Source organism: Streptomyces sp. MNU76 (assembly GCF_020982545.1).
In the GTDB taxonomy this organism is placed as follows: Bacteria; Actinomycetota; Actinomycetes; order Streptomycetales; family Streptomycetaceae; genus Streptomyces.
Window position 1 is genome coordinate 1,113,604 of sequence record NZ_JAJKLK010000003.1, and the last position, 24,175, is coordinate 1,137,778.

Sequence of the window (24,175 nt, forward strand, 5' to 3'; positions counted from 1 at the left end):
CTCCGTAAGAGGTTCGTGGTTCAGAGCGCCCGCAGCGTCCACGACCAGCGGTGGACACCCGGGGGAACGAGGTACGACGGCGAGGTGTCGGGGCCGCACGACGCGGTGCCCAGTCCCCGGTGCGCCGCGTCGATGTGGACCACACAGCCGGGCCGGGGCACCAACTCGTCGTGATGCGCCACGGCCGCCAGATCAGCCGCGCGGTGCCGGGTGACCGACACCTGCCGGGGGCCGTCCAGCCGTACCGCCAGGACGTGGCCGCCCCCGGAGAGCGTGAAGTGCCGTACACCGTGCCGGCCCCCGCTCTCCTGCGGCCGCAGATACGGGGTGAACAGCGCGTCCACGGGGGCCCCGTGGTGGCCGACGGGCGCCCCGGCGGCCCGGTCCGGGTAGCTCTCCCAGGGGCCCTGCCCGTACCAGGCCAGGTCGTCGAGACCGTCGACGGTCTCGAACACCGTGCCGACCCGGGCCACGTCCGTCAGCTCCTCGGGGAGGACGGCCGTCTCCTCCACGAGCACCCGGCCGTCCACCAGCGCGGTGAGCACCTGCTCGTGCTCGACCTGTCCGGCCCCCGTCGACCAACGGGAGCGGACCCGCACGGACGACCCCTTGCGCTCCACGGCGACCGGCTCGCGCTCCATGCGGTCCAGGCCCAGTTCACGCCAGCGCTCGGCCATGCCGCCGAGGACGTCGTTGTCGGTGGGGGCCCGCCACAGGCTCAGGACCGGCGGGGAGGCGAGCAGCGGGTGCAGCAGCAGCCCGTCCGGGTCCGTCTCCGGCGGCGGGATGTGCCCGAGATCCTCCTCGGCGCCCACCACCGGCTCGCCCTCCTCGGCCGCGTACCACTGGACCTGCGGACTGCACACCTCGGTGCCGCGCGGCGCCCAGGGCTCGTCGCCCGCCGTCGTCACCCGCAGGGTCAGCCAGATCTCGCCGGCCCCGCCCGGCACCTCGGGCCGGTCGATGACGGCCGAACCGCCGGGCGGTACGGCGGGCAGCTGGGCCGGGACCGTCCAGCTGCCGCCGTCGGCCGCCGCGAACTCCCACTCGGCGGCCAGCCACGACAGATCGCGGAAGTGCTGCCGGTTGTGCACCCGCAGCACCCGCCAGGTGCCCTCGCCCTCCACCGACAGCCGCACCGGGGCGGCGATCTCCCGGTGCTCGAACATCACCGGCTTGGGCGTGCGGTCGGGGAACACGACCCCGTCGGCGATGAACGCGCCGTCGTGGATCGTCTCGCCGAAGTCGCCGCCGTAGGCCCAGCGCAGACCGGGGCCCGCGACACCGTTCTCGTACAGCTCGGCGCCCCCACGCCCGGCCGGTCGTCCGTCGTTCACACGCTGGAGGATGCCGTGGTCCCAGAACTCCCAGATGAACCCGCCCTGAAGACCCGGGGTCGCCTCGATGGCGGCCCACGTGTCGGCGAGGGTGCCGTTGCTGTTGCCCATGGCGTGCGAGTACTCGCACTGGATCAGCGGCCTGGTCTGCTCGCCCGACAGCGCGTGCGCCACGCAGTCCTCGATGGGCGCGTACATCGGACAGGCGATGTCGGAGGCGTCGTCGGTGGCCGCCCAGTCCAGCTTCGCCGCGCCCTCGTACTGCACCGGACGCGTCGGATCGTGCCGTCGCAGCCAGCCCGCCGCCGCGTCGTGGTTCGCCCCGTAGTCGGACTCGTTGCCCAGCGACCAGACGATCACCGACGGATGGTTCTTGTCCCGCAGGACCATGCGGGAGACACGGTCGACGAAGGCGTTCAGATAGCGCGGGTCGTCGGCGATCTCGTGGGCGTGGTCGTGCGACTCGACGTCCGCCTCGTCCACCACGTAGAAACCCAGCTCGTCCGTGAGGTCGTACAGGGCCGGGTCGCCCGGATAGTGGGAGGTACGGATCGCGTTGAAGCCGAACCGTTTCAGCGTCAACAGGTCCGCGCGCATGTCCTCCCGCGACACCGTCCGCCCGGTCAGCGGATGGAAGTCGTGCCGGTTCACGCCCCGGAAGTACACCCGCTCGCCGTTCACCAGCAGGTCCCGGCCCCGGATCTCCACGTCGCGGAAGCCGACCCGGTGGTGCGAGGTGTCGGCCACCGTTCCGTCGGCGCGGTGCAGCCGGACGGTGAGGTCGTACAGCTCGGGGGTCTCGGCGTTCCAGGCCCGCACGTCCGGGACGACCGTCCCCATCCGGGCCTCGCCGAGGAAGCCGGAGACCCGCTCGTCCTCCGCGTTGAGCCGGTCGAACTCACGGTCCTGGGTCAGCTCCAGACCTTCCAGCCCCTGACCGTCCAATTCCCCGCTGACGTACCACCCGGCGGGCAGCGCGCCCGTCGCCGTGCCCGCCACCGCGCGCATCCGGCAGTCCACCCGGAGCTCCCCGTCGCGACGGGCCCGTACGGTCACGTCCGCGAGATGGAGCGGATCGGTGGCGTACAGCAGCACCGGGCGGGTGATGCCGCCCAGCCACCACTGGTCCTGGTCCTCGATGTGCGAGGCGTCCGACCACTTCACCACCGTGAGCCGCACGGTGGCCCTCGCGCCGGGGCGGACCAGCCCGGAGAGGTCGAACTCGGCGGCCAGATGGGAGTCCTTGGAGACACCGGCGGGCCTTCCGTCCACCTGGACGAGCAGCACGCTCTCGGCGGCTCCGACGTGCAGCACGATCCGGCGGCCGGCCCACTCGGCAGGGATCTCGACCTCCCGCTCGTACACGCCGGTCGGATTCTCGGGCGGGGAGTCCGGTGGGAACTGGGCCCACGGCATCCGGACGTTGGTGTACTGCGGCGGATCCTCCGCCACGTCCAGGGCCCAGGAACCGGGGAGGTCGGCCCAGGACCAGGCGGGTCCCGGTTCCTGCTCGGGCGACGGCAGCAGCTGGAACCGCCACCGGCCGTCGAGCGACACGGCTCCCGCACGCCGGTCCACGGCGTTCATGGGCAGCCGCCCCCAGGAGGTCACCTCGGGCGAGTTCCAGGGGCGCAGGGCGAAGAGTGCGTCGGTCATGACCGTTCCGGAGTCGGGGGTGGCGTGAGGGAGGGGAGGGGCTGCGGCCGGCGGGGCAGCACCCGGCCCGCCAGCCCCCAGTCGGGGTCGACACCGACGCCGAGCCGGTCCAGCACGGTGGGCGCGATGTCGACGAGAGCGGGCGAGCCCAGCGGGTGCCGCCGGGGGTTCGGGGTGCGGGGCCGCCGTCCGCGCCGACCGTGCGACCGGGACTGTACGTGCCGGTCACGCTGTGCGGGCTGTGCGTGCCGCCGATGTTGTGCGCGTCGGCTGTGCTGTGCGTGCTGTGCGTGGGGCTGGGTCTGTGCGTGCCGCTCAGGCTGTGCGTGGTGGCCGTGCCGCCAGTGCTGTCCGCGCCGTCCGGGCCGTGCGTGCCGTCCGTGCTGTGCGCGCTGCCTGTGCTGTTCGCGTAGGGCGCGCCGTCTGGATCACCCGGGCCGCTCGGATCACCCGGGCCGCCCGGACCATCCTGGCCGGCCGGACCGTCCGTACCGGGCTTGCCGCTCGTCCTGCCCGCGCTGCCCGCATCGGCCGTCCCCGGCTCCACGGCCCTCGTCGGCTCAGCGGCAGCCCCCGGCCCGACCCCCGTTCCCAGTTCCGCGAGGACGACGAAGATCTCGCGTTCCGCGTGGGTGTCGCCTCCGTGGCCGCCGGTGTCCAGGTGTCCGTGGTCGGTGGTGACCAAGACCGTCCAGTGCTCGTCGGCGCGTGCGGGGTCGCGGTGTCGGGCGGCGATCGCGTCCAGCAGTCGCCCGAGGTGGGCGTCCTGGGCGAGAAGCGCCCGGTCGTACGCCGGGCCGAGCGGCCCCGTGGCGTGACCGGCCTCGTCGGTGGCGCCGAAGTACACGAACAGCGCGTCCGGGTCGCCCTCGGAGAGCCAGCGCACGGCGGTGTCGGCGACGAGCCGGTCCGCCTGCTCGTAACCGTCGGACTCCCCGTCGTACCGCGCGCGTTCGCCGACGCCGGGCCCCAGCGTGCCGCGGTCGATCAGCTCCGGCCAGGACACCGCGGCCGCCGTACGCAGACCGGGTCGCGCGGCGGCGGCCCGGCTGAGGAAGTCGGGGTGACGGACGTAGTCGGCGCCCGCGAAGTCGTTGCCGGTGACCCCGTGCCGGTCGGGCCACACCCCGGTCAGCACGCTCGACCAGCCGGGACCGGAGTCGGTGTAGGCCATGCTGGTGGACGGCCCGCCCTCGGCCTGGCCGTCCACCTCGCCGTAGGGCAGCAGACCGCTGCCGTGGGCGCCGGTGACCATCAGGCCGTGCAGTACGGGCGCCGTGGCCGAGGAGCGGACGAGCCGGTCGTAGCGCACCCCGTCCATGCCCACCACCAGCACCTTGCCGCGCCCCGGCCGCACGGTCGTCGCGCTCCCGGTGTCCGTCACCGCGCCCCTCCGTCCCGACATCGGCCCCACCTGCCCCTGCCCCGCGGTTCAACTGCCCTGGACCGCGCCCTCGGTGGCCCCCGCGATGAAGCCCCGCGCGAAGACGGCGAAGACGATCACCAGCGGGAGGGACGCCATCAGCACACCGGCCATCACCATGCTGTAGTTGGTGTTGTGGCCGACGTTGAGCTGGGCCAGCTCAACCTGGAGCGTGACGTGCTCGGGGTTGGTGAGCACGATGAGCGGCCAGACGTAGTCGTTCCAGGCACCGACGAAGGCGTAGATGGCCAGGAAGGACATCGCGGGCCTGATCATCGGCAGGGCGACGTTCCAGTACTGCCGGAAGAACCCGGCGCCGTCGATCCGGGCCGCGTCCAGCAGTTCGTCGGGCACCCCGTTCTCGATGTACTGGCGCAGCCAGAAGATGCCGAAGGCGTTGGAGAGGGCGGGCCACACCAGTGCCTTGAGCATGCCGACCCAGCCGATCTCCGACATCAGGATGAACTGCGGCAGGACGGCGAGCTGGAGCGGCAGCATCATGAACACCAGGAGCGTGGCGAAGAGGATCCGGCGCCCGGGGAACTCGAACTTGGCGAAGGCGAAGGCCGCCAGGGAGTCGACGAACAGCACCAGGACCGTGGTGACGGACGCGATGACGATCGTGTTGAGCATCGAGCCGAAGAAGTCGACCGTGTCGAGCACACCCCGGATGTTCTCCAGCAGATGCGAGCCGAAGGTCAGCTTCGGCGGGCTCTTGTAGATGTCCCGGGTGGTGTTGGTCGCCATCACGATCGTCCACAGGAACGGGAAGACCGAGATCACGACGGCGAGGATCAGGAAGACGTGCGCGGACGGGCCCTTGGGGCGGCGCGGCCGCTTCGCGCCGGGGGCCGGCTCCTTGCCCGCGGCCGTCGCCGGCCGTGGCGTGACGGCTGTCGTCATGGCTTCCTCCCTCGTTGCACGATGCGCCAGTTGATGACGACGAGCACGATGATCAGTACGAAGAAGGCCCACACGATGGCCGCGCCGTAGCCGTAGTCGTTGTCGAGGAAGGCCGATTGGTAGAAGTAGAGCAGTGTGGTCAGACCCGCCTGGCCCGGACCGCCGAGGTTCTGGTTGGCGGCGTTGCTGGCGAAGAGGACCTGGGGTTCGCTGAAGCTCTGCAGACCGTTGATGGTCGAGATGACGACGGTGAACAGGATGATCGGCCGCATGATCGGGATGGTGATCTGGAAGAACGTGCGGATCGGTCCGGCGCCGTCCATCCTGGCCGCCTCGTAGACCGACTGCGGGATGGCCTGGAGGCCGGCCAGGTAGATGATCATGTTGTAGCCGGTCCACATCCAGGTCATCAGCAGCGCGATGACCACCTTGATCAGCCACGGGTTGCTCAGCCACGGCACGGGGGAGATGCCGACCGTGCCGAGGATCGCGTTGACCAGGCCGAAGTCGTTGCTGAACACCGCGCCGAAGAAGATCGCCACGGCGACGATCGACGTCACGTTCGGCACGTAGAGGGCGATGCGGTAGAAGCCCTTGAAGCGGCGCACCGAATGCAGCAGCGTCGCCAGCACCAGCGCGCCGAAGAGCGTGGGGACGGTCGACAGGACCCAGATGATCAGGGTGTTGCGGATGGACAGCCAGAAGACCGGGTCGCTCCACAGGAACTCGAACTGCTGGAGGCCCACGAACTCCTTGGTGCCCAGGCCGTCGTAGCGCTGGAAGGACAGGTACAGCGAGTAGAAGACGGGGACGAACGAGAAGACCAGGAAGATCAGATAGAAGGGCGAGATCGCCAGGTACTGCCGCCAGTAGGACAGCACCCCACGACGAGTGGGCCGCGCGACGCCCGCGGGCGGGGTGCGCCGCGGGCGGAAGCGGGCCGGGCCCGGCCCGCCACGGTGCTCGGGCACCGTGGCGGGGCCGGTCACCGGAGGTGACGACACCTCACTTCACCCCCTGTCGCCTGGCGATCTGCTTGGCCTGGGAGACCGCGTCGTTCCAGGCGTCGTCGGGCTTCTTGCCCTTGGCCTCGATGCTGGTCAGCTCGGCCATGAAGGGGGCCATCACGGCGGAGTCGGCGGGCGCCTCGTAGCTGACGGGGATGGCCTCGGCGGCCGGGCCGAAGACCTCGATGATCTTCTGGCCGCCGAAGAAGGCGTCGGGGCCGGTCATCGCCGGCATCGCGTACGTCTCCGGGGAGGCGGGGAAGATGGTGGCGTCGGCGAAGCTCTTGGCGTTGTTCTCCGGGCTGAGGATCCAGCTGATGATCTTGAACGCCTCTTCGGGGTTCCGGCACTGCTTGGGCAGGGTCAGATAGGAGCCGCCCTGGTTGGCCGGTCCGCCCGGGGTCGCCGTGACCCGCCACTTGCCCTTGGTCCCGGGGGCCGCCGACTGGATGTCCAGTGCGTGCCACGCGGCGCCGACCTCGGTGGTCAGGCTCTTGCCGACGGCCGCGTTCCAGCTCTGGTCGTTGATCTTGGCGTCGAGGCCGAGCGTGTAGGCGCGTATCGCGTGGTCCCACGCGGCGCGGATGTGGTCCTGGTCGCCGATGAAGTGGTTGTCCTGGTCGATGAACCGCTTGGTGCCCTGGCCGACCGCGATGCTGAAGACCGAGCCCATGTTGTTGATGAGGAAGGTCCCGGGCAGCGCCTTCTTCAGCTCCGTGCCGAGCGCGAAGTAGTCGTCCCAGGTCTTGGCCTCGGCGGCGACCTTCGCCGGGTCGCTGGGCAGTCCGGCCTTCTCGAACTGGTCGGCGCGGTAGAAGAGCGCGGTGGGGCCGATGTCGATCGGGAAACCGATCTGCTTGCCGTCCTCGGTCTGGGCGAGCTTGGTCTTCCACTCCAGGTACTGGGAGGAGATCTTCTTGAAGCCCAGGTCGTTCAGGTCGAGGAAGCGGTCGGCGTTGGGCAGGAAGGAGGCGATGTCCTCGCCCTTGATGCCGGTGATGTCCGGGACGGAGGAGCCGCCCGCCGCGAGCGTGGTGGTGAGCTTCTGCTTGAAGTCGCCGCCGATGGAGGAACTGGTCAGCTTGATCTGGCTCTTGAAGTGCGTCTTGGCCTCGGCGACCACCTTGTCGCTGAGGGCGCCGCCCCAGTACCACAGGGTGAGGTTCTTGCCGTCCTTGGTGCCGCCGGATTCCGAGCCGCCGCCACAGGCGACGGTCAGTCCGGAGGCCGCCGCGGTGAACACGGCAGCCTGGAGGAAGCCTCTACGAGAAAGGTCCACGGGTTACTCCTGTTTGTTCCTGTTCGTGGTACTTCAGGGCTTTGGTGCGTGGGGTCTTGGGGGCCGAGCGGGCGGGGTGACCGGGGCGAAGTGCACCGGTGGGCCGACGTCGGCCGGGATGCGGTCCGCGAGGAAGCCGTAGGCCTTCTTCAGACCGGGATCGGTCAGCGAGCGCCACCAGCGCTCGACGCCGTACCAGCCGGGCGCGGCGAGACCTCCGCCGTGGTGGCCGACGGAGAGTCCGGCGGACAGGACGGCGAACCGCAGCCGTTCCGTCAGGGGCCAGCCGGCGAGGGAGGCGGCGACGAAGCTCGCGCCGAAGACGTCGCCGGCGCCCGTCGCGTCGAGCACGTCGACGTCCAGGGCCGGGACCTCCGCGTACTCCCCGGTCGTCTGGTCCACCGCGACCGCCCCCTCGCCGCCGCGGGTGACCACCGCCACCGGGACCAGCTCGCTCAGGGTGCCGAGCGCGGCGGCCGCGCTGTCGGTGCGGGTGTAGGCCATCGCCTCGGTCTCGTTGGGGAGGAAGGCGTGGCACAGGGCGAGTTGGTCGAGCAGGGCGCGCGACCACCGCTGGGTGGGGTCCCAGCCGACGTCCGCGTAGATGAGCGTGCCGTTCGCGGCGGCCTTGGCGAGCCACTCGCGCGGCTCGGCCTCGATGTGCACGAGCGCGGTGCGCGACTCGGGCGGGTCGCCCATCAGGACGTCCTGCGAGTACGGCGGTTCCTGGCCGTGGGTGACCAGGGCCCGGTCGTGACCGTGGGCGAGGGAGACGGTGACGGGGGTGTGCCAGCCGTCAGCGGTGCGCGAGAGGGAGAGGTCGACGTTCTCCTGGCCGGCGAGGACGTCACGGCAGTAAGCGCCGTAGTAGTCGTCGCCGAAGACCGTGGCCAGCGAGGTCCGCAGGCCGAAACGGGCGGTGGCCACCGCCAGGTTGGCGATGCCGCCAGGACCGCAGCCCATGCCGTCGGTCCAGATCTCCTCGCCGGGGGTGGGCGGCTTTCCCAGCCCCGTGAGAACGAGGTCGTAGAAGAGCAGCCCGGTCAGCAGCACATCGGGCCGGTCGTCGTCCACGCGTGCACCCTCTCGTCGAGACTTTTGAGGATCACTCTTCAAAAGTCTTCAATTTCGGTGCACAGATCGTGCGCGCCTCCGAGAGGTTTGGCAAGAGTCGAGCAGAAGTGAGCATGGATTTGCTTGCGAATGACGAGTACTGTTCAGCGCGTGCTGGCAGAGAGACGACACCAACTCATCCTGCGGGCCCTGCGATCTGGCGGGCCGGCGGCGGTCACCGACCTGTCCGAACAGCTCGGTGTGAGCCCCGCCACCATCCGGCGTGACCTCGTCCGGCTGGAGGAGGAGGGGCTGCTCACCCGGGTGCACGGCGGCGCGGTCGTGGACGAGGGCGACCAGCCCTTCGCCGAGGTCGCCGAGGTGCGGGTGGCCGAGAAGGACGCGATAGCGGCGAAGGCCGCGTCGATGGTCCACGACGGCCAGTCCGTGCTCCTGGACATCGGGACCACCGCCTACCGCCTGGCCCGGCAGTTGCACGGCCGCCGCCTCACCGTGATCACCAGCAACCTGGTGGTCTACGAGGAGCTGGCCGACGACGAGGGCATCGAACTGGTGCTGCTCGGCGGCATGGTCCGCCGCGAGTACCGTTCCCTCGTCGGTTTCCTCACCGAGGACAACCTCCGTCAACTCCACGCCGACTGGCTCTTCCTCGGTACGAGTGGAGTTCGCCCCGGCGGACAGGTGATGGACACGACCGTCGTCGAGGTCCCCGTCAAACGCGCGATGATCAGGGCGAGCGACAGGGTCGTCCTGCTCGCCGACTCCGCGAAGTTCCCCGGGACGGGCATGGCGAAGGTCTGCGGCCCCAGGGAACTCGACGTGGTCGTCACCAACGGGCCGGTGGAGCAGGCCACCCGCGCGTCGTTGGAGGATGCGGGTGTCGAAGTGGTCACACCGTGACCGCCCTCCCGCGCGGCGCGGTTGACACGTGTCGGACGCCTCCGCGCACGGTGGCGGAACGGCCCGGACGGACGGTCCGGACGGACGGCCCGAACGAACGGCCCGGGCGAACGGTCCGGCCGAACGGTTCGGACCGAGCCGGCAAGAGGGGGCGTGTCGTCGGGTACGGGTGGGAGGGGCGTCCCGCGCGGTTCCCCGCCCCTGAGGGACACGGTCCCCGCGGGCCGAGGGAGCCGGGGCGCGGCCCCGCTTCTTCGGGGTGCGGGGAATCGCGTGGGACGCCCCCACCGAACCCGCCCACGGGGGTCGAGGGGGCAGGCCGGACGGCCCGCACGAACGCACGATCGGCAAAGGTGGTAGTTGAGTGAAGCTGACGATTCTGGGCGGCGGAGGATTCCGGGTGCCCCTCGTGTACGGGGCGCTCCTCGGGGACCGCGCCGAGGGCCGGGTCACCCGTGTCGTCCTGCACGACCTGGACGCCGAGCGGCTCTCCGCCGTCACCCGCGTCCTCGCCGAGCAGGCCGCGGATGTCCCCGACGCCCCCGAGGTGAGCGCCACCACCGACCTCGACGAGGCCCTGCGCGGCGCCGACTTCATCTTCTCCGCGATCCGGGTCGGCGGCCTGGAGGGCCGCGCGAACGACGAGCGCGTGGCCCTGGCCGAAGGGGTCCTCGGTCAGGAGACCGTCGGCGCGGGTGGCATCGCCTACGGCCTGCGCACCGTCCCGGTCGCCGTGGACATCGCCCGGCGCGTGGCCCGGCTCGCCCCGGACGCCTGGCTCATCAACTTCACCAACCCGGCGGGCCTGGTCACCGAGGCCATGTCCCGCCACCTCGGCGACCGCGTCATCGGCATCTGCGACTCACCCGTCGGCCTCGGCCGCCGGATCGCCCGCGTCCTCGGGGTGACGAACCCCAAGGAGGCCTGGATCGACTACGTCGGCCTCAACCACCTCGGCTGGGTCCGGGGCCTGCACGTCGTCGGCCGCGACGAGCTGCCCCGCCTCCTCGCCGACCGCGACCTGCTCGGCTCCTTCGAGGAGGGCAAGCTCTTCGGCGTCGACTGGCTCCAGTCCCTCGGCGCGATCCCCAACGAGTACCTGCACTACTACTACTTCAACCGTGAGGCCGTCCGCGCCTACCAGGCCGTCGAGAAGACCCGCGGCGCCTTCCTGAAGGAACAACAGGCCCATTTCTACGAGGAGATGCGCCGCCCCGACGCCCACGCCCTCAAGGCCTGGGACCGCACCCGCGCCGAGCGCGAGGCCACCTACATGGCGGAGAACCGGGAGACGGCCGGCGCCGGCGAACGCGACGCCGACGACCTCTCCGGCGGCTACGAGAAGGTCGCCCTCGCCCTGATGCGGGCCATCGCCCGCGACGAGCGCACCACCCTCATCCTCAACGTCCGCAACAAGGGCACCCTCACCACCCTCGACACCGAGGCCGTCATCGAGGTGCCCTGCCTGGTCGACGCCAACGGCGCCCACCCCGTCTCCGTCGCCCCCCTGCCCGACCACGCCACCGGGCTGGTCTGCGCGGTCAAGGCCGTCGAGCGCGAGGTCCTGGCGGCGGCCGAGGCGGCTTCCCGCGCGACGGCGGTGAAGGCCTTCGCCCTGCACCCCCTGGTGGACTCGGTCAACGTCGCCCGCCGTCTGGTCGAGGGCTACACGGCCGTGCACCCTGGCCTCGGGTACCTGAAGTAGGCTCCCCCTCAGAAAGCGCTTTCCCGACCCGTCTGCTCCCGCACCTCCACTCGCTCCCGCACCACCCGCACCTGCTCCACCCGCTCCCGCACCACCCTCTCTGGAGACCTCATGCATGACGAACGCCGCCGGATCGAGGAACGCGTAGAGCGCGTCCACACCCAACGCATCAAGCCCGCCCTCTACGCGGCCTCCGTCCCCTTCGAGGTCGAGGCCTGGCAGGCGCCGGGCGAGCCCGTGCCCTTCGAGGAGGCCGCCGCCGCCTCGTACGCCCCGTTCGCGATGGACACCCCCTGGGGCCCGCCGTGGGGCACCACCTGGTTCCGGATGCGCGGACAGGTCCCCGCAGAGTGGGCGGGCCGCCGCGTCGAGGCCGTCATCGACCTCGGCTTCGTCGGCGACTGGCCCGGCAACCAGGCCGAGGCCCTGGTCCACCTCGTCGACGGCACCCCGCTGAAGGCGGTCAACCCGCTCAACCAGTACGTGCCGATCGGCAACCCCGTACGCGGCGGCGAGAGCATCGACTACCTGGTCGAGGCGGCCTCCAACCCCGACATCCTCGCCGACAACTTCTCCAGGATCACCCCGCTCGGCGACATCCTCACCGCCGGCGACAAGCCGCTCTACACCTTCCGGCGCGCCGACATCGCCGTCCTGGACGAGGAGGTCTTCCACCTCGACCTGGACCTGCAGGTGCTGCGCGAGCTGATGGTCCACCTCGGCGAGCACGAGCCCCGCCGCCACGAGATCCTGCACGCCCTGGACCGGGCCATGGACGCCGTCGACCTCGACGACGTCTCCGGCAGCGCCACGGCCGTCCGCGAGATCCTCGCCCCGGTCCTCGCCAAGCCCGCCCACGCCAGCGCCCACACCATCTCCGGCGTCGGCCACGCCCACATCGACTCGGCCTGGCTGTGGCCGATCCGCGAGACCAAGCGCAAGACCTCCCGCACCTTCTCCAACGTCACCGCGCTGGCCGACGAGTACGAGGACTTCATCTTCGCCTGCTCGCAGGCCGTGCAGTACGAGTGGGTGCGCGACAACTACCCGCAGGTGTGGGAGCGGATCAAGAAGGCCGTCGACAAGGGCCAGTGGGTACCGGTCGGCGGCATGTGGGTCGAGTCCGACGGCAACCTGCCCGGCGGCGAGGCCATCGCCCGCCAACTGGTCCACGGCAAGCGGTTCTTCATCGAGCACTTCGGCATCGAGACCAAGGGCGTCTGGCTCCCGGACTCCTTCGGCTACAACGCCTCCTACCCGCAGCTCGCCAAGCTCGCCGGCAACGAGTGGTTCCTCACCCAGAAGATCTCCTGGAACCAGACCAACCGCTTCCCCCACCACACGTTCTGGTGGGAGGGCATCGACGGCACCCGCATCTTCACCCACTTCCCGCCGGTCGACACCTACAACGCCCGCTTCAGCGGCGAGGAGATGGACCGCGCGGTCCGCAACTACCAGGAGAAGGGCGCCGGTACGCGCTCGCTGGCCCCGTTCGGCTGGGGCGACGGCGGTGGCGGCCCCACCCGCGAGATCATGGAACGCGCCCGTCGGCTGGCCGACCTCGAAGGCTCCCCGAAGGTCGTCGTCGAACACCCCGACGAGTTCTTCGCCAAGGCCCGCGCCGAGTACGAGGACGCCCCCGTCTGGAACGGCGAGCTGTACCTCGAACTCCACCGCGCCACCTACACCTCCCAGGCCCGCACCAAGCAGGGCAACCGCCGCAGCGAGCACAAGCTGCGCGAGGCGGAGCTGTGGGCGACGACGGCCGCGCTCCACGCGCCGCAGTACAGCTACCCCCACGACAAGCTCGACCGCCTCTGGAAGACGGTCCTCCTCCACCAGTTCCACGACATCCTGCCGGGCTCGTCCATCGCCTGGGTGCACCGCGAGGCGGAGGCGGAGTACGCGAGGGTCGCGAAGGAGCTGGAGGAGCTGACGACGGAAGCGGTCGCCGCGCTCGGCGCCGGTGACGCGCGCGTCTTCAACACCAGCCCGCGTGACCGGGCCGAGGTGATCCGCACATCCGCGGGCGCACCGGCGTACGTCACCGTCCCCGCGAACGGCAGCGCGCCCCTCACCGCCGCCGAGCCCCCGCACCCCGTCACCGTCTCCGGCCGCGTCCTCGACAACGGCCTGGTCCGGGTGGAGATCGCCGAGGACGGCACCCTCGCCTCCGTCCGCGACCTGGTCGCCGACCGCGAAGTCCTCGGCGACAAGGGCAACCTGCTCCGCCTGCACACCGACCTCCCCAACTACTGGGACGCCTGGGACGTCGACAAGCACTACAAGAACCGCTACACGGACCTGCTGGACCCCGAGTCGATCACCGTGGTCGAGGAGAACCCCCTCCTCGGCGCGATCCGCGTGGAACGGACCTTCGGCAAGGGCTCGCGTCTCACCCAGACGATCACCCTGCGCGCAGGCAGCCCCCGGATCGACTTCGAGACGGACATCGACTGGCACGAGGCCGAGAAGTTCCTCAAGGCAGGCTTCCCGATCGACGTCCGCGCCGCCCACTCCTCCGCCGAGATCCAGTTCGGCCACATCCAGCGCCCCACCCACACCAACACCAGCTGGGAGGCGGCCCGCTTCGAGGTCTCCGGCCACCGCTGGGTGCATGTCGGCGAACCCGGCTACGGCGTCGCGGTCATCAACGACTCGACCTACGGCCACGACGTCTCCCGCACGGTCCGCGAGGACGGCGGTACGACCACCACGGTCCGCCTCAGCCTGGTCCGCGCCCCGCGCATCCCGGACCCCGAGGCCGACCAGGGCAAGCACCGGTTCACGTACTCCCTCCTCCCCGGCGCGAGCATCGAGGACGCGGTCGCCGAGGGCTACGCCCTCAACCTGCCGCTGCGCGTCGCGGACGCGGCGGGCGCACCCGAGCCGGTCGTGTCCGTGGACGGCGAGGGCGTCACCGTCGAGGCGGTGAAGCTCGCCGACGACGCCTCGGGCGACGTCGTGGTCCGGATCTACGAGTCGAGCGGCGGCCGGGCCCGGGGCGTCCTGCGCACCGGCTTCCCGCTCGCCGGGGCCCAGATCACCGACCTGCTGGAACGCCCCCTGTCCGAGGCGCCCACGGACGGCGACGGCGTCCCGGTGACCCTGCGCCCGTTCGAGGTGCAGACACTACGGCTGACGGTGGGCAAGCGCTGACCCCTGGTGGGGCTTCCCCCGCAGTTCCCCGCGCCCCTGTCAGGGGCGCGGGGAACTGCGCGAACGGGGTCCGGGGCGGAGCCCCGAGTCTTTGACGCGGGGGTCGAAGGGGCGCGCAGCCCCTGGGGATGGGACGGGTAGGGGCGGCGGGGGCGAGAGAACTCAGACGGCGAGCGGCCGATCGGCAACCGTCGGCTTGCACGCCACCGGCGGCGCCACAGCCACAGGGCGCGCATCCACCGCAACCGCCACCTCGGCCACGGCAACCTCGGCCACAGCCACGTCGGCAACCCCCACCTCGGCCACCTGATGCGGCAATGACACCGGCCGCACCGGCCGCGGCCCCGACACCACCGTGTAGTCCTGCCCCAGCCGAGTCGGCAGCACATCCCCCGTCTCCTCGCCGAGCGCCAACCGCACGGCCGCCCACGGCGCGTTGATCCCGCACAGCGCGAGCTGGTGCAGCCCGCCCGCCGGGCGCGTGTTCACGTCCATCAGGACCGGCTCGTCGCCGTACATCCGGAACTGGATGTTCGTCAGGTGGTGCAGCCCGAACCGCTCCGCGAGCCGCCGCGTCGGCTCGATCCACGCCGGGTGGAGCGTGAAGCCGCGCCGCCGGCCGTTCTTGGTGCGGCCCACGGCCATCCGGACCCGGCCGTCGGGGCCGGTGAGGCAGTCGACGGACACCTCCGGCTGCTCCAGCCGCGGCATCACCATCCAGTCGACGGGCTCCTCGGCCGCCCGCACCGCCTCCACGACCATGTCGAGCTGGACGTACGGGCTGGGGAAACCGCTGAGGTGATCGAGCGAGAAGGGGGCGCGTGTGACGACACGGAAGCCCACACCGCCCGCCCCGGACGCCGGCTTGAAGCACGCCCTGTGTCCGTCGGCCTCCAACTCCTCGACAGCGGCGACGAGTTCGTCGGCGTTCGTCACCCGGTACCACGGCGGCACCGGAATCCCGTGCTCACGGACCGCCTCGTACGCGGTCACCTTGTCCTCGAACACCTCGATGGCTTCGGCGGTCGGCGCCAGCAGGGCCGTACCGACGGCGGCGAACTCCTCGCGGTGCGCGGCGAGGGCCGCCTGGTGCAGCCGGGGCACGAAGACATCGATGCCGCGCTTGGCGCACTGGTCCAGCGCGTACTCCACGTACGCGGCGGGGGAGAGGCCCTCGGGCTCCAGGTCGGCGGTGTCGGCGGCGGCCAGTACGGGGGAGTCGGCGTCGCCGTGCGTGGCATGGATGTCCACCGGACGAGCGTGCGGATTATGCCGCAGCTGATCCATGAAGAAGACATTCTCCGCGTACGTGCGGTTGAGCCAGACGCGTACGCGAGAGACCATGCAGGCCGCCTTTCCAAGGTTCGCGGGCAGGGCGAAGCAGGCCGTGCCCGGCCAGGGGGGATGGAGGTACGCCGAACCGCCGTACGCGAAGGAGGGGCGTGGCGGTGGTGTAGGACGGATCATACGGCCACTGGGACCCATGTTTCTGTCACGCGCGTGTTAATCCTCGCGCGGCGGTGTCTTCGGACAGGTCGGCGGGGTCCACGGGCGCGCCGGCGGCGCACACGGGCGAGTCGGCGGTGTTCCCCGACAGGGCGACGACGGTGTTCCCCGCCCCGGCGGGCCGTGGCTCGGCAGGTCGGTCTTGTCCGTGGGCGCGCACCTGTGTTCTCGTGTTGATGTTCGGCGTTCGGAGAGGAGCACGGGTGGAGTCGAGGGTCGGCCGTCACGGAAATCTGCTGGCCGTCAGTGATCTGCACATCGGCTATCCCGAGAACCGCGCCCTGGTCGAGCGGATGCGCCCCGAGAGCGACGACGACTGGCTGCTCGTCGCCGGTGACGTCTCCGAGACCGTCGCCGACATCCGCTGGGCGCTGACGACCCTCGCCGACCGGTTCGCCAAGGTCGTCTGGGTGCCGGGCAACCACGAACTGTGGACCCACCCCAGCGAGACCGTCCCGTACCGGGGCGTCGAACGGTACGACCATCTCGTCGCCCTCTGCCGGGAGCTGGGCGTCGTCACCCCCGAGGACCCGTACCCCCTGTGGGAGGGGCCGGGCGGCCCGGTGGTGATCGCGCCGCTGTTCCTCCTGTACGACTACTCGTTCCTGCCCGACGGCTGCGCCACCAAGGCGGAGGGCCTGGAGTACGCGCACGGCACCGGAGTGGTCTGTGCCGACGAGCACGTGCTGCACCCCGACCCGTACCCGACCCGGGACGACTGGTGCCGCGCCCGCGTCGCCGAGACCGAACGCAGGCTCGCCGAACTCCCGCCCGACCTCCCGAAGGTGCTGGTCAACCACTACCCCCTGGACCGGCACCCGACGGACGTCCTGTGGTACCCCGAGTTCGCCATGTGGTGCGGCACCGAGCTGACCGCCGACTGGCACCGGCGGTTCAACGTCGAGGTCATGGTCTACGGCCATCTGCACATCCCGCGGACCACCTGGCTGGACGGGGTCCGCTTCGAAGAGGTGTCCGTGGGATACCCCCGCGAGTGGCGACCGCGTCCGGAACCCCCGGGCAGGCTGCGCCGCATTCTGCCGTTGGAGGTCGGAGCCGGTGATCGAGGAACTGCTCCCGGGAGCGGTCGTGGTCGTGGAGGCGCACGCCCATGAGGAGGCCGCCGCCGTCGAGGGGGTCGAGCTGTACCCCGAGGAGGAGGCGGTCGTCGCCCGGGCGGTACCGAAGCGGCGCCGCGAGTTCACCCTCGTCCGGGCCTGCGCCCGGCGGGCCATGGAGAAGCTCGGGGTCGCCCCTCGGGCGATCGTGCCCGGCGAGCGCGGCGCCCCCGGCTGGCCGGACGGCCTGACCGGCAGCATGACCCACTGCGAGGGATACGCCGCCGCCGCCCTGGTCCGCGCCGTCGACCTCGCCTCCCTCGGCATCGACGCCGAACCCCACGACGCCCTGCCCGAGGGCGTCCTGACGGCGATCGCCCTGCCCACGGAGGAGACCCGGCTGCGCCGGCTGACCGCCGACGACCCCTCGGTCCACTGGGACCGGCTGCTCTTCAGCGCCAAGGAGTCCGTCTACAAGGCGTGGTTCCCGCTCACCCGGCGATGGCTGGACTTCTCGGAGGCCGACATCGAGGTGACCGTGGGCCCCGACGGCCGCTCCGGCCGCTTCCGCGCCGAACTCCTCGTACCGGGACCGGTGGTGGCCGGCCGGCGACTCGACGTCCTCGACGGTCGCTGGAGCGTCCGGCGGGGGCTGGTGGCGACCGCGGTCTCGGTTCCCTTTCCCTCCGAGGTCGAGACCGAGGACGCCGGATGACCACCCTGTCCTATGGTGAGCTGCACAGACAGGTCGCGCCGGAGATCGACGCGGAGATCGCCACCGCCCTGGAGAGCCTCGGGCCGTCGTCCGGGGCGGTCCGACGATCCATATCCGGGCTGCTGGGCCACCAGCGGATGAAATACCCCCTGTCCGTGCTCCCCCTGCTCGTGCACGCCTGCGAGACCGGGGCCCCGGGACCGGCCGTTCCCCTGGCGGCCGTGCACGTCCTGTGGTGGACCTCCGCCTGCTACCTCGACGACCTGGCCGACGGGCACGGCGCGCACACCCCCGCCGGACTCGGCACGGACGAGGCGCTGCTGGCGTCCGTCCTCAGCGGACAGGCCCTGCCCATCAGGGTCGTCCAGGCCCAGCCGGTGCCGGACGCGGTGCGGGGCGCCCTCACCCGGGAGATCGTCGACTGCTGGATCGACGCCGTGGAGGGCCAACTGCGCGATCTGCGCGGCGACCTGGCGAACGCCTCGCGCGACGCGGTCGTGGCCGCCTATCGAGGGAAGTCCGGCGCACCCTTCGGGATGATCACGGCGATGGCCGCGATCCTCTCCGGCGCCAGGAGCGAACGCACCGAACTGTGGCGGGAGTTCGGTGAGGTCTTCGGAATCCTCTGGCAGCTCTTCAACGACCAGGAGGACCTGCTCTCCGGTCGTGACGAGGACCTGCTGAACGGCACGGTCACCTATCTCCTCGCCTGCGCCCTGGAGGAGGCGCCCCCGGGCTCCCGGGAGCGGGTCGCGGAACTCGGGCGCGCCGCGCGCGGCTCCGCAGCGGCCCGCGCGCGGTTGCGCGCACTGCTGCTCGGCCCCGCCGTGCTCCGGCGGTTCGAGCGGGACCTCGCCGCGTTCCGCGACGACGCGCACCGGGTCCTCGACGAACTGGGCGGCGACGAGAGCCATGTGCCGGCCCTGCGGCAACTGGTGGACCAGGCCGCCGGGATGTGCCTGACCGTGGGGCTGCCCTAGGGGGTGTTTCGAAAGTCCTGTGCGGTGCCCGCGGTGTCCGGTGCGTGCTCTCGGCGTGCCGGACGAAAGCCCTCGTACTGGACGTACTTGGGGTTTCGGCCGGTGCGGCGAGAGTGCGTGCCGGGCGCCGTGGGTGCTGTGCGGGACTTTCGAAACACCCCCTAGACCGGGACCGGCGAGGGCCCGCCGGAGGTCACCCGGCGGACCGTCGGAGCCCGCGCCCCCGCACACGGAGCCCGCGCTCACTCACACCTGCGGGCACCAGCTCCGCAGCAGCTCGAAGAACTCCTCCTCGTTGCCCGAGAGCCCCGCCGCCGCCAGTGCCTGCTCCGCCTCGGCGAGCGCGGCGGGCGGCACCACGGGTGGTCGGCGGGAGTCCGGCGGCCCGTCGAACGCTGCTCGTACGGTCCCCAGCAGCCGAAGATAGGCCTGCACGGCGGCGCGCTCGCGGTCGGTCAGTACGGCGGTCGGCATCGAACGGCTCTCCCCTGGTCGGATCGGCGAAACTCCGTGCCCGCCCCGGCACAGGGGCGGCACACTCCCAGCTTGCCGTCCACCACTGACAATCCCGCTCTCCCGCGCGCGGAAGCCGCCCTAGGAGCCCGCTCCCAGCACCGTTCTTCGCTCATCCTCCGTCAGGGGTGGTTCCGTCAAAGGGGGGTTGACCGAGCCGCGCAGCACCGCGAGGACGACCTCCGGCCGGACCAGGGCGCCGATCGGCGCGGTGAGGGTGATCACGCCGAGGTACGCCCGGAAGACCAGGGGCCGGCCGAGCGCGGTCCGCATCAGCCGCTCCACGTAACGCCCGAAGAGCCTCTGCGCCGCGTTCGGCCGTTTGCCGATGGCCTCCGGGTACCGGATGTCCGTGCCGGTGGCCAGCTCCCAGGCCAGGCCCACCGGCTTCGCCACCGCCTTCTGCACCCGGCGCGCCAGCCCCGGCGCCGTGAGACCGAGCGCGGCGACCCGTTCCCGCAGTACGAGAGCGCTCTGCGCGGCGACGGACATGCCGTGGCCGTAGATCGGGTTGTACGTGGCGACCGAGTCGCCGATCGCGACGAAACCGTCGGGCCAGCCGGACACCTTCTCGAAGAAGCGGCGCCGGTTGATCGTGCTGCGGGTGACCACGACGTCCGTCAGGGGCTCGGCGCGGGAGATCAGCTCGCCCACGACGGGGTGCCGGACGTCGTCCCGGGCGAACGGCTCGAACTCCTCGGACCGCGCCGTCGGTTGACCGCCTCGGGTGCCCGACAGCGTCACCAGCCACCGCCCGCCCTCGATGGGCACGAGCGTCGCGCTCCGCCCCGGCACCGGCTGCGACCCGTCCGGCTGCACATTGACCACCGGGTACTCCTCGGTGCCCGCCGGCGCCCGGAAGACCCGGCTCGCGTACACGAGACCGGAGTCGACCTCGTCCATCGGCGCGGGCGCGACCCCGAGCGCGTCGAGCCAGGCCGTGCCCCGCGAACCGCGCCCGGCGGCGTCCACCACCAGATCGGCGGTGAGGACCCGGTCCTCGCCGTCGGCGGAGGAGAGCCGGATGCCCGTCACCCGGGAGGCGTCGCCCGCCAGGCCCACGATCTCGGTGCGGTCCAGCACGGTCACACGGGGGTCGGCCACGAGCCGTGCGCGGACGACCGACTCCAGCAGATCGCGGCTGCACGCGATCATGAACTCCATCTCCGGCCAGCGGCGCACCCAACCCTGCGGAGACAGGCCCACCAGCCCGGTCGGCAGCGGGATGCGCCGGGCACCCGCGGCCAGCCAGGCGTCGGTGACACCCGGCAGCAGCTCCTCCATCGCCCGGGCCCCGCCCGACCAGAGCAGATGGGCGTGCCGGGCCTGGGGCACGCCCTTGCGGGGTTCGGGTCCCTCGGTCAGTGCGTCGCGTTCGACGACGGTGACCTCGGCGTGGTCACGCAGCGCGGCGGCGGCCAGCAGACCGGCCAGGCCCGCGCCGACGACGACGGCACGCCGGGGAGTCGTGGCCGCGCCGTCGCGCGGGCCGCTAAGGGGTTCGCTCATGGAAGTCGCTTCCTGACCTGGTCGCGGCGGCCCATTCGCGGGCGGCCGCTACGACGGGTGACTGACGCAGGGCGATGGACATCCGCACGAGGTCACGGGGGTTCTCGGCCGGCGGGGCCGGGGCGTCGGCCGGGGCCGAGCTGATGACCCGGCCCTCCGGATCGTCCGCCTTCGCCCGCACCGCCGCCGTCACCATCGCCGCGTCGGCCTCGGCCCGCGCCTGGACGGGCTCCGAACCCGACGCGACGGCCGCGTCGTACGCCTTGGCCCGCACTTCGGCGTCGAAGTACGGGTACAGGCTGAGCATGCCGTCGTGGATGTCGGACTCGCGCTGTGTCATCTGGAGCCGGGCCGGCGCCCACCAGGAGATCCGCACCTCGTGGCTCGCCTGGGCCCAGACGGGGCGCAACTCCCGCCACAGCGGGCCGAGCCGGCGGTACATGGACCAGATGGTCCAGGAGTCCCCGAGGCGTTCCCCGGCCAGCGGCAGACAGAAGCCGACCGCGCAGACCTGCGCGCCGACGGACGACAGCACGGGCGCCACGTACGTGCTCAGATAGTCCAGGTCGCCGCCCTGCCAGCGGGCCACCACGGCGATCAGCTTGACCGCCGCGAACGGGACGTTGAGCAGGAAACCGAACGCGATGATCAGCAGCCCCGCACGCAGCCAGCCGCGCACCTGGAGCGCCCAGCGCCAGCACATCACGTTCATCGCGAGCCCCGCGACCATGAACCCGGTCAGGTACAGCACGATCATCTCGCGCAGGAACGGGGCGCCCGCGTAGTACGTGTCGAAGTCCCGCACCCGCTCCACGGGGGCCTCGCCGAGCACGAACAGCACCACGATCGCCACGCACACCGCGCCGTACCCGGCGATCCAGCGGCGCGAGAGGCGCCGGGTCGTCTCCGGCGGGCCGCCACGCCAGTTGGTGATCAGTACCAGGCAGGAGCCGCTGAACGCGCTCAGCAGCAGATAGACGACGGCGGCCGAGACGTTCGTGACGCCCGTGACGCGGTTCAGCTCGATGATCGTCGGCGGCGCGGCGAAGCAGAAGACCAGGGCGGCCAGAGTCATCAGCGCGCACACGGACCTGATCAGGGGATCGCCCCAGTTCCGCAGCAGCGCGGGCGTCTTGAGGGCGAGGGCTATCGTCATCGCGATGGCCGGAATGTAGTAGCTGGACCCGTCCATGTCTTCGGAATTCTCGGCGTCTCGGCGTCTGGGCGTCCGTGCCGCTCAGCCCTGCGGCCCGCGGTAGCCGAGCGAGGCCCCGATGCGGCCGGCCAGGTGGTCCCGGCGCACCGGCCCGCGCAGCGCCGAACCGGCCAGCCACATACGGCACTTGCTGGCCAGCAACAGTCCGAAGCTCTCCGCGTCCTGCTCGTCGGACAGGTCGAACCGGGTCCGGGCGACGACCCTCAGCACGGTCTCCTCGAGATCGGCGCCCTGGCTCAATAAGCGCGCGGCGACGGCGGCGCCGTCCACGTGCTGTCCGCAGTGCCCGGCCTGCATGTGCCACAGTTCGTGACCGAGGATCACCAACTGGTGGTCGGGCGCGGTGCGTTCCTCGATGACGACCAGGTCCTGCTCGGCCATGTCCAGCCACAGCCCACTCGCCGTACCGGGCGGGAAGGCGGCGGTGCGGTAGTGGACGGGGCGGCCGCGGCGTCTGCTCATGGCGTCGCACAGGGCGCTGTAGAGATCGGCGGGGTCCGCCGGTGCCGACAGGGTGATTTCGCCGACCAACTCGCCGCACAGACGGCGCATTTCCCTTCCGATGCTCACAGATCTCCCCCGGTCAGGACTCGGGCCGCTTGACGCTCTCCAGCAGCATGTCCAACCATTCCGCGACCTTGTCGCGGTGCTGGTCGGTGGGCAGCTGCGCCGCCCGCCAGGCGATGGAACGCACACCGTGGTTCTGGAGCAGCCGCTGCAACGGGTCGTCCGCGGCCTCGGCCGCCGCGCGCTCGCGGTCGGCGAGTTGCTGGAGGAGCTCCTGCTCGGTCCGCATCAGGGCGCTCGCCAGCGCCTCGGGATCCTCGGCGGTCAGGAAGCCGGCGTGGACCCTGAAGAAGCGCTGGATGGCGTCGCAGTGCTCCATCGTGGGACGCCGATCGCCGTTGATCAGGGCACCCGCCTGCTGGCGCGACATGCCCGCGCCGTCGGCGATCTCCTGCTGGGTGTACTTGCGGCCGTTGGGCTTGAGCCGGGTGCGTCGCAGCAGGTCGAGGCGTTGCAGAAAGCGGGCCTGGACGTCCGGCTCACCGGCGCGCCGACCGCTCAGCAGGGCCTTCACGACCGCCTCCGGCACACCCGAGGCCACCGAGAGCCGCCGGGTGTCGAAGACCTCCGCGTGCCCCACGCGCAACTTGTCCGCCAGCGCGGTGACACGGGCCACGACGGCCGGCAGCAGAACCGTCGCCGCGGCGTCCGGAACCTCGAAGCCATCCGTCACCGACAGATCTCCTACGTCTCTCTCAGGCCAATTTCGCGGTACTGCGGAATCCGTGGATCCAAGCCTGGCGCGAGACCCTGGTCCCGGCAAGTACACCGTGAACTGCGGGGAGACTAGCGGTTCGGTCGAACTCACATCCAGGTCTCGCCACAACTGTGGCGAGATTCAGCCGTCAACCGGCGCCGAATGCCACGATAGTTGACACGCCTCCGCCCGGGGCAGGAGGATCAAGGAGCCGTGTGAAGGCCGCATAGGCAAGAGGGGTGACCTCCCGATGGCATATCAGGCAGGAGGGCAGCGGTCGGTACCGCGGCCCGTCCCCGACACGTCCGAAGCCCAGGAAGCGCAGGCGTATCTCCAGGACTACGCCGTACTGCTGGACTCCGTCCTGTTCCCGTCCGTCGTCCTCGACCACCGCTGGGACGTCGTCCTGAGCAACGCCGCGTTCCGCGCGCTCTTCACCGGAGTGGGGCCCCACCCGACGGCCCTGCCGGACGACAACTTCCTCCGCTTCGTGCTCTTCCACCCGGACGCCGCCACCGTTCTCGGTGACCACGAGTCCAGTTGGTGTCTGCCGATGCTCGCCCACTTCGCCGCCGCCGTGGAGCGCCACCCCCAGGACCGGGGCCTGCAGTCCATCCGCCGGGACATCGCCCAGGACCCCATCATGGACGCCGCCTACCGCCACGGCCTGCCGCACTGGCTCCGCACCGTCGGCCCCGGCGCCGTCCGGCACGACGGCGCCGTCCGGCCCCTGGTCCACCCGGACCCGCGGTGGGGCGCGACCCACTGCCGGGTCGTCGGAGAGAGCCCCGACACCCTCCACGACCTCGGCTACCACCGGATGACCCTCGTCCTGCACGAGGTGAACCGTCCGACCGACCACGCCCGCAGGGCCCGCCGCCCCGCCGACCCGCATCGACCCACCTGAGCGTGGTGCCCTCCCCGGAGAGGTGAGCCGCACCCCCTCCGGCGCCGCCGGCGTTCAGGTCGCC

18 protein-coding genes and 2 pseudogenes are annotated in these 24,175 nt (G+C 71.5%); 8 read left to right on the top strand and 12 right to left on the bottom strand.

Features of this window, described 5'->3' with window-relative positions; genetic code table 11:
• Nucleotides 1-20: 20 nt before the first annotated feature.
• Nucleotides 21-2,993 (bottom strand): glycoside hydrolase family 2 TIM barrel-domain containing protein, encoded by a 2,973-nt coding sequence (locus E4N62_RS11275; RefSeq protein ID WP_230213752.1) that lies wholly within the window; start codon nucleotides 2,991-2,993, stop codon nucleotides 21-23.
• Nucleotides 2,994-3,211: 218 nt separating this feature from the next.
• Here E4N62_RS11275 and E4N62_RS11285 point away from each other — a divergent pair, with 218 nt between their 5' ends.
• Nucleotides 3,212-3,406: a hypothetical protein gene (locus E4N62_RS11285; protein ID WP_230214118.1), complete on the top strand. Its 195-nt coding sequence runs from the start codon at nucleotides 3,212-3,214 to the stop codon at nucleotides 3,404-3,406.
• 164 nt (nucleotides 3,407-3,570) lie between these two features.
• Here E4N62_RS11285 and E4N62_RS11290 read toward each other — a convergent pair.
• The 5 genes and pseudogenes from E4N62_RS11290 to E4N62_RS11310 form a co-directional block, all read right to left on the bottom strand.
• Nucleotides 3,571-4,314: pseudogene (locus E4N62_RS11290) on the bottom strand (alkaline phosphatase family protein); the annotation flags it as partial.
• Nucleotides 4,315-4,425: 111 nt separating this feature from the next.
• Complete coding sequence (locus E4N62_RS11295) at nucleotides 4,426-5,319, bottom strand: carbohydrate ABC transporter permease (protein WP_230213753.1); 894 nt, start codon at nucleotides 5,317-5,319, stop codon at nucleotides 4,426-4,428.
• Nucleotides 5,316-6,200: a carbohydrate ABC transporter permease gene (locus E4N62_RS11300; protein ID WP_230214093.1), complete on the bottom strand. Its 885-nt coding sequence runs from the start codon at nucleotides 6,198-6,200 to the stop codon at nucleotides 5,316-5,318. The genes E4N62_RS11295 and E4N62_RS11300 overlap by 4 nt, the downstream gene beginning before the upstream one ends.
• Before the next feature lie 124 nt (nucleotides 6,201-6,324).
• Complete coding sequence (locus E4N62_RS11305; protein WP_230213754.1) at nucleotides 6,325-7,605, bottom strand: ABC transporter substrate-binding protein; 1,281 nt, start codon at nucleotides 7,603-7,605, stop codon at nucleotides 6,325-6,327.
• Nucleotides 7,606-7,638: 33 nt separating this feature from the next.
• Entirely contained in the window at nucleotides 7,639-8,679 is a 1,041-nt protein-coding gene (locus E4N62_RS11310) for a carbohydrate kinase family protein (protein ID WP_230213755.1), read from the bottom strand.
• Nucleotides 8,680-8,829: 150 nt separating this feature from the next.
• Between E4N62_RS11310 and E4N62_RS11315 the strand changes: the two genes are divergently transcribed.
• From E4N62_RS11315 to E4N62_RS11325, 3 genes are all read left to right on the top strand, one after another.
• Nucleotides 8,830-9,579: a DeoR/GlpR family DNA-binding transcription regulator gene (locus E4N62_RS11315; protein WP_230213756.1), complete on the top strand. Its 750-nt coding sequence runs from the start codon at nucleotides 8,830-8,832 to the stop codon at nucleotides 9,577-9,579.
• A 364-nt stretch (nucleotides 9,580-9,943) separates the two neighbouring features.
• Nucleotides 9,944-11,284, top strand: a complete 1,341-nt coding sequence (locus E4N62_RS11320) for a 6-phospho-beta-glucosidase (protein WP_230213757.1) — start codon at nucleotides 9,944-9,946, stop codon at nucleotides 11,282-11,284.
• 111 nt (nucleotides 11,285-11,395) lie between these two features.
• Complete coding sequence (locus tag E4N62_RS11325) at nucleotides 11,396-14,443, top strand: glycoside hydrolase family 38 C-terminal domain-containing protein (RefSeq protein ID WP_230213758.1); 3,048 nt, start codon at nucleotides 11,396-11,398, stop codon at nucleotides 14,441-14,443.
• A gap of 162 nt (nucleotides 14,444-14,605) precedes the next feature.
• Here the strand turns inward: E4N62_RS11325 and E4N62_RS11330 are convergent, their stop codons facing one another.
• The gene (locus E4N62_RS11330) at nucleotides 14,606-15,787 is read right to left on the bottom strand and encodes an ATP-grasp domain-containing protein (RefSeq protein ID WP_230213759.1); all 1,182 of its coding nucleotides are present in this window, start codon (nucleotides 15,785-15,787) and stop codon (nucleotides 14,606-14,608) included.
• 365 nt (nucleotides 15,788-16,152) lie between these two features.
• On the opposite strand from E4N62_RS11330, the gene E4N62_RS11335 reads away from it, so the two are divergent.
• From E4N62_RS11335 to E4N62_RS11345, 3 genes are read left to right on the top strand one after another with little or no spacing between them, the layout of a single operon-like run.
• Nucleotides 16,153-17,064, top strand: a complete 912-nt coding sequence (locus tag E4N62_RS11335) for a metallophosphoesterase (RefSeq protein ID WP_230213760.1) — start codon at nucleotides 16,153-16,155, stop codon at nucleotides 17,062-17,064.
• Nucleotides 17,009-17,722, top strand: a complete 714-nt coding sequence (locus E4N62_RS11340) for a 4'-phosphopantetheinyl transferase superfamily protein (RefSeq protein WP_230213761.1) — start codon at nucleotides 17,009-17,011, stop codon at nucleotides 17,720-17,722. Before E4N62_RS11335 ends, E4N62_RS11340 begins: the two co-directional genes overlap by 56 nt.
• Nucleotides 17,719-18,702, top strand: coding sequence for a polyprenyl synthetase family protein (locus E4N62_RS11345; protein WP_230213762.1), 984 nt, complete (start codon nucleotides 17,719-17,721; stop codon nucleotides 18,700-18,702). The genes E4N62_RS11340 and E4N62_RS11345 overlap by 4 nt, the downstream gene beginning before the upstream one ends.
• Nucleotides 18,703-18,948: 246 nt before the next feature.
• Here E4N62_RS11345 and E4N62_RS11350 read toward each other — a convergent pair whose 3' ends face one another.
• The 5 genes from E4N62_RS11350 to E4N62_RS11370 form a co-directional block, all read right to left on the bottom strand.
• A complete protein-coding gene (locus E4N62_RS11350; protein WP_230213763.1) occupies nucleotides 18,949-19,176 on the bottom strand; it encodes a hypothetical protein in 228 nt (75 codons plus the stop codon).
• Between the two features lie 120 nt (nucleotides 19,177-19,296).
• Nucleotides 19,297-20,724: an FAD-dependent monooxygenase gene (locus E4N62_RS11355; RefSeq protein ID WP_230213764.1), complete on the bottom strand. Its 1,428-nt coding sequence runs from the start codon at nucleotides 20,722-20,724 to the stop codon at nucleotides 19,297-19,299.
• The gene (locus tag E4N62_RS11360; protein WP_184901836.1) at nucleotides 20,708-21,916 is read right to left on the bottom strand and encodes an MAB_1171c family putative transporter; all 1,209 of its coding nucleotides are present in this window, start codon (nucleotides 21,914-21,916) and stop codon (nucleotides 20,708-20,710) included. Before E4N62_RS11360 ends, E4N62_RS11355 begins: the two co-directional genes overlap by 17 nt.
• A 45-nt stretch (nucleotides 21,917-21,961) precedes the next feature.
• Nucleotides 21,962-22,492, bottom strand: a complete 531-nt coding sequence (locus E4N62_RS11365) for a toxin-antitoxin system, toxin component (RefSeq protein ID WP_230214094.1) — start codon at nucleotides 22,490-22,492, stop codon at nucleotides 21,962-21,964.
• Nucleotides 22,493-22,523: 31 nt separating this feature from the next.
• The gene (locus E4N62_RS11370; RefSeq protein ID WP_045556747.1) at nucleotides 22,524-23,180 is read right to left on the bottom strand and encodes a helix-turn-helix transcriptional regulator; all 657 of its coding nucleotides are present in this window, start codon (nucleotides 23,178-23,180) and stop codon (nucleotides 22,524-22,526) included.
• 274 nt (nucleotides 23,181-23,454) lie between these two features.
• Between E4N62_RS11370 and E4N62_RS11375 the strand changes: the two are divergent.
• Nucleotides 23,455-24,137, top strand: a pseudogene (locus E4N62_RS11375) (hypothetical protein).
• Nucleotides 24,138-24,175 lie beyond the last annotated feature (38 nt).